Source organism: Acinetobacter sp. UBA3025 (assembly GCF_002367915.1).
Taxonomy (GTDB): domain Bacteria; phylum Pseudomonadota; class Gammaproteobacteria; order Pseudomonadales; family Moraxellaceae; genus Acinetobacter.
This window is the reverse complement of sequence record NZ_DFDO01000038.1, coordinates 1-5974: the sequence shown is the minus strand read 5'-3', so window position 1 is coordinate 5974 and position 5974 is coordinate 1. Positions and strand designations below refer to the sequence as shown.

The window sequence follows — 5974 nt, the reverse complement described above, 5'->3', positions numbered from 1 at the left end:
TATGTCCCAAACCATGTAAGGATGCCAGCCAGTCTGCATTGCCGAGCAATAGGATCCCCTGCTTGCTCTTCAGAAAAAATGGCGGCTTCTCGATCATTTCCAGTTGCAGCTCACTCTGACTGAGTAAAGACATTAACAAAAGTTCATGTTCTGACTCACTGCCCGGTTGACGCAGCACAAACAGTTGCTGAATCTCATCTAGCGCAATCTGCTTCTGTAAAGCAGCCGCATCTTCTTTTTTCGACAGACTAAATTGCCAGATATTTGGCGCTGTAAGACTACTTTCATTCAAACTCAGTGTACGAATCTTGGGTTTAGTTTGCACCAGTTGCTCTACATCCTGACGTGCTAAAGGACCAATCACCATTTGCGTCTTTTTACTGACATGTTGTTTGAGTAGTTGAGAGATTTTTTTCTGATCTGAATTGACCCATTTCAATGGTACTTTCTGTCCGGACGCTGTATATGCACTGAGAAATCCTTGCTTGATACTCGAAGCGGCTCGCGCCAAGGGGCCGCTTTCAGGTAGAATAATCAGCACTTCTGCTTGTACGCTGCTGACGCAGGCCAGTAACCCCAAGCCCAGAATTTTATTTTGAATCTTCCATTTTTTATTATTCGATTTATTCCACATGGAGAAACCTATGAGTGCTCAGTTATTTGTTGTTGCGACTCCAATCGGGCACTTAGATGATATTAGTTATCGTGCAATTAATGTATTGAAATCGGTGAGTCTTATTGCAGCTGAGGATACACGAACTTCTGCACAATTACTTAAACACTTTAATATTCAAACACCTTTGACAGCCTGCCATGAACATAATGAAAGCAACAAGATTGATCAGTTGATTCAACGCCTGCTTAATGGTGAAGATATGGCATTAATCAGTGATGCAGGCACACCACTGATTAGCGATCCAGGATTCAAGTTTGTCCGTGCTGCCCAAGAACATAATATTCGTGTGGTTCCTGTGCCGGGCGCATGTGCTGCAATTGCCGCTTTAAGCGCAGTAGGTTTACCAAGTGACCGTTTCAGCTTTGAAGGTTTTTTGCCGTCTAAACAAAGCCAGCGGCTCTTGACTCTAGAAAAACTGAAAGATGAAACCCAGACCTTAATTTTCTATGAAGCGCCACACCGCATTTTGGAATGTGTCAAAGATCTGGCAGCGGTATTCGGTGCAGAGCGTCCTGTCGGTTTTGCCCGTGAAATTACCAAGACCTTTGAAACCATCAAGAAAATGACACTGGGTGAACTGGTTGAATTTGTTGCCAATGACCATAACCAGCAAAAAGGTGAAATCGTACTGGTGATTGGCGGTTCTATCGAAGAAAAAGATCTGGATCAGGAAAAACTGGATAAATTGTTACTGCGTTTATTACAAGACCTGTCTGTCAAAGCAGCTTCACAGCTGGCTGCTGATTTGACTGGAATCAAGAAAAAAATTGCCTATCAACGTGCTTTGGAACTAACCTCTGCCAACGATTAATTTTTCTTTACCCATAAAAAACACCACAATCAATGTGGTGTTTTTTTATTTACTAATATTGAGTGCAATTATTCTCTTGCAACGGATTCATCAGCTGGAACTTCAGTAATACGGCCACCGCTTGCCAGGAAAGCCGCAATTTCATCTTCCAGTGCCTGACGTTTTTTCTGCTTAGCAGTTACAGTCAAAGTTTCAGCTTCTAATACGTCTGTATCATTTACAACTTCTTCGCTACTTGCAGCACCTTTTTCTGCTGCTTTTGCTTCATCGTCGTCGATTACAGGATCTTCTACATCATCATAATCATTTACGTCTGTCATTTTGCTCTCCCCACAAATGGCTTCGCTTTTATCTATTAAACCAAGCTTTAAATTAACTGAAATTTAGCAATCTCTTTGGTCTTCGCCTAGCCCTAATTTTCAAAAAATCGTATCTTTTTTAAACAAAATAGTTACTCTTTATAGATGTTTGTTTAAAAAATTTACATTCGGCCGCTAGGCTGAATAACGTGTATCTTTGAGTAAACTTAAACCATTCGCCTGAGCCATAAATGCATCTTTCAGGACTGTCTGTTGCTCGACCTGTTTCAGCCCGAAATTACGTGCCCACACCACTGGGAAAAGCTCTGTAGTTTCCATCCAGCCAATCGCCGACATGCTATGCATCATCGCATCATTCTGGCCTTTACGGCGATGCTCATAACGTTTCAAGGTCTGTTCATGGGCCCACACTCCACGCGCTTTGTCATGCAGCAACACGTCACAGAGTACGGCAGCATCCAGACAGCCGATATTAACCCCTTGTCCAGCGAGCGGATGAATCACATGCGCAGCGTCACCAATTAGTGCCAAACCATCTTGTACATACTGCTGTGCAGCACGAGCTTTGAGTGGGAATTTAGCTCGTGCTGTCGCTTCCAGCACTTCACCCAGCATATGATAGCTTTCACGGGTCAATAGTTGAGTGAGGTCAACATCTGATAATGCTACATATTCATCAGCATAATCATCAGGTAATGTCCAGACTATGGATTGCCAGTGGCCTTGCTCTTCTTCTTTAAGACTTGCCATTGGCAGATAAGCCAAAGGACCAGTTTCTAGAAAAATCTGACGGGCCACATGCTGATGTGGCTGGGCTGTTTTAATCGCACAGCTGATTCCGGCCTGTTTATAGTCCAGTACATCAATATCAATAAAGGCTTGCTCGCGCACAAAGGAGTTCGCGCCATCTGCGCCAATGACCAACTTAGTTTTGAGCTGGGTGCCATCTGCCAGATGAATGAGCCAAACATCTACTCCACGTTCAACCCGGTTAACTTTGACCTGTGTGCGGTAATCTTGCACCTCTTCAAGCATCTTTTGCTGGATGGCCAGATTCAGAATACTCGGTTCCACCATTGAGCCTAGCGCCTGCTCTACAGAAGGTGTTCTTTCTGAAGAATGACCAAAGTTAATTTCACCATAGCCATTTTTATTCCAGACCTGCATTCCAGTATATGGCTGCTGGCGTGCAAGTTTTTCCCACACACCTACGGTTTTTAATAAATGAATAGTCGCCTGACTTAGCGCCAAAACCCGCGGATTGGCTACACTTAAAGTTTTGTCTGCATCCAGAATAGGCGCAGCATCCAGAACAGTCGCTTGCACACCACCTTGAGCAAGTAATAAAGCGGTCAAGCCACCTACTAGTCCACCACCAACAATGACAACATCTAATACATCAGAACTTGGATTCAGACTCATGCTTTTAACCCCATGGCATAGTTAGCGACCAGTGGCTTGATACCAGGAATGGTATCAAAAGCAATCAGTCCGGTATTACGGATCAGTTTCAAGAATGGATTCTGGTTACTAAATCCACGTACGACTGAATCACAGAACTTGATCACTCTTTGCTGGTCATTCAAACGGGATTTCTCATAGTCCTGTAATACCGCTGCATCACCTAAGTCTGCGCCTTGTGACTGCTGCTCTTTCAGATAGCGCACCAATACATGCGCATCTCGCATACACAGGTTAAAACCCTGACCCGCTACTGGATGAATCGTATGTGCAGCATTTCCCATCAGGACCACACGGCCCACAGCTTGTTTTTCTGCTAATACTTGGGACAATGGGAAACTGAAGCGCTTACCTGTTTTCTGGAATTTACCGGCACGATCGCCATAGGTTTCTTGTAAGGCATTCAGAAAATGCTGGTCATTTTCTTCACCCAGCCATTCTCCTTCCGTTCCTTTCTTCACAGGCCAGACGACAGAACGACGATATTCACCTGGAAGTGGTAATAAGGCTAATGGTCCTAGGTGGCTAAACCGTTCAAAGCCAACATGATTATGTGGTTTAGAAGTTTGAACGGTGGTGACAATGGCGACCTGATCATAGTCATGTTCTGAAGCCCCAATGCCGAGCGCTTTACGACAGAAAGAATCACGCCCATCAGCAGCAATCACCACTTTAGATTGAAGTTTCAGTAGAACATTGCCACGTTGTGCTTCAAGATAAGCAAACTCAGCATCTTGAGTCAGAGAGCTTACTTGAACCCCATCAATCAGTTCAATTAAAGGTTCTTTTTTGACTTGAGTTAATAGCACACGACCTAGCCAGGCATTTTCAATGACCTGACCAAAACTTTCGACTTTTTCTTGTTCTGCAATTAAGCGCGCTTTACCAAAACTGCCCTGCTCAGTAATATTCACTTCAAGAATCGGCGTTGCATGTTCCTGCAAGGCATCCCAAAGCCCAAGTTCCTGATAAATCTGTACACTACGGCGTGATAAGGCACTATTACGTGCATCAAAACTGGAATGATAGGGTGCAAGATTTACATCATCATAATCTGGATATTTGATCGCTTCCAAAAGCTTGACTGCAATATTGGTTTTCGCCAACATCAGCGCGAGACTCAGGCCGACCATACCACCACCGACAATGATGACTTCTTGTTGCATGCTGTAATCCTTTCAATATCGTATCTATATACATAGATACTTATAATCATGATGAATTTTATATTAGCCTAAAAAATTTCTTTTTTATAATAAATTAGGTTGCGGTTTCGAAGCGAAGTCTGCTTGTGGTTAATTTATAGCTCACCTCAACGTCCTACTTAAATTTTTCAAAATACAGAAGTATCATCTGCCTGATAAATAGCAGAAGAATTTTGCACTGATTGTTAGGTTTAAAAAGCTTGGCTTGGTATGTAATGATAAAGATGAGATCTGAATATAATTTTTTGAATTAGCCATATTTATGTTTTTGAATTTATAAAATATTTTTATTTAACTCATTTAAAGTAAATGCTCATTCTAAAAAATCATGCGATACAGAGCTTTAGCTTATATCGCATGATGATGTAAGAATTAACTTGCTTTCAATGTATAGGCATGGTCATTCAAACTTGCCAATATCTGAATAAATTGAGGAATGGTCTCGGCATTCAAGGTATAAGGATTGAATTCATCCAGATTATGTTCGGCAAAGAATCCAAGAATATCCTGATGGATATTGGCATATTTCATATGCCAGTCTGAAAAGAGTCGATCATTTACATCTTCAAAATACAGAACTTCACAATTTTTATGTCGAGGATCTTTCAAGATTTTTTTATAGAACAGATCTTCAATCTTGTTCCTATCTCCTTCCAGACATTGAACAAAGTAACCATTTCCATAATACAGAGCCCCAAAAATCGCATTACGTGAATTGAAATTCAACGCTTCTGTCAGAATATTGAATAGATCATTCATTGGATCTTCGCAATCATACAACTTACTAACATATAAAAGTCTTGCGTCGCTCATTGTCTACCTCAATATTTTAGATTATGTACATTAATCAATATTTTTCTGTTTAATATATATAACTGATTTTATAAAAATTTTCTATGATAAGATACAAAATAATTTATCGAATAGTAAAATAACTTGAAAAATAAAATAAATTTTTATATAAATTCAGCTACTTGCTTTTAACACGCATTTTCCAAATATTTCTATATTAAAAATCTTCAAAATTTTGCTATTTGAGATCTGCCATCAAGTATCAGTTTTTTACTTTCTAAATGCTCATGTAATTTGAGCACCAGTTATCTTTGCCAGAACATCAGCAAGCCAGCAAAAATGTAAATCAGCGATTTGTTCTCAATCAATAGTGCAAGTGCTACGAATACGATAGCAAAGATGAAGGAACGGATTAAAGTCGCGATGTTTAATTTAGAAACGACAGTCTAAGTCGAGCTCAAGCAACTTATTAAGTATGTACTTTCTTAAACCTCTCTTCTTATAATATTTTTAAAGGGTAATTGTTTTTAATTTCTAAATGATACAAAAACATGCTTATTTAATAATCAATCTTGTACTCTTTGACTTACAGCTATTCAAGTCCTTTACCCCTATTTTAGTTAAATGAATTTTCATATGATGATTACATCAGGAACAGGGAGTTCCACATAAGAATAACAATAGATAAGCACAAGGACAGTAAGGTACG

Annotated in this window: 6 protein-coding genes; 1 reads left to right on the top strand and 5 read right to left on the bottom strand. The window is 40.3% G+C overall.

Annotation, left to right across the window (positions count from 1 at the left end; translation table 11 throughout):
• Positions 1 to 634: penicillin-binding protein activator (locus tag B4J23_RS01600; RefSeq protein WP_291358568.1), on the bottom strand; the 634-nt coding region annotated here is incomplete at its 3' end.
• Between the two features lie 10 nt (positions 635 to 644).
• Here B4J23_RS01600 and rsmI point away from each other — a divergent pair.
• A complete protein-coding gene (gene rsmI / locus B4J23_RS01595; RefSeq protein ID WP_125278947.1) occupies positions 645 to 1487 on the top strand; it encodes a 16S rRNA (cytidine(1402)-2'-O)-methyltransferase in 843 nt (280 codons plus the stop codon).
• 68 nt (positions 1488 to 1555) lie between these two features.
• Here rsmI and B4J23_RS01590 read toward each other — a convergent pair whose 3' ends face one another.
• From B4J23_RS01590 to B4J23_RS01575, 4 genes are all read right to left on the bottom strand, one after another.
• Positions 1556 to 1807, bottom strand: a complete 252-nt coding sequence (locus B4J23_RS01590; RefSeq protein WP_004782870.1) for a hypothetical protein — start codon at positions 1805 to 1807, stop codon at positions 1556 to 1558.
• A gap of 174 nt (positions 1808 to 1981) precedes the next feature.
• Positions 1982 to 3229: an FAD-dependent monooxygenase gene (locus B4J23_RS01585; protein WP_125278948.1), complete on the bottom strand. Its 1248-nt coding sequence runs from the start codon at positions 3227 to 3229 to the stop codon at positions 1982 to 1984.
• Positions 3226 to 4434, bottom strand: a complete 1209-nt coding sequence (gene ubiH / locus B4J23_RS01580; protein ID WP_291358562.1) for a 2-octaprenyl-6-methoxyphenyl hydroxylase — start codon at positions 4432 to 4434, stop codon at positions 3226 to 3228. Before ubiH ends, B4J23_RS01585 begins: the two co-directional genes overlap by 4 nt.
• A 411-nt stretch (positions 4435 to 4845) precedes the next feature.
• Positions 4846 to 5286, bottom strand: a complete 441-nt coding sequence (locus tag B4J23_RS01575; protein ID WP_004782875.1) for a BLUF domain-containing protein — start codon at positions 5284 to 5286, stop codon at positions 4846 to 4848.
• Positions 5287 to 5974: the final 688 nt, after the last annotated feature.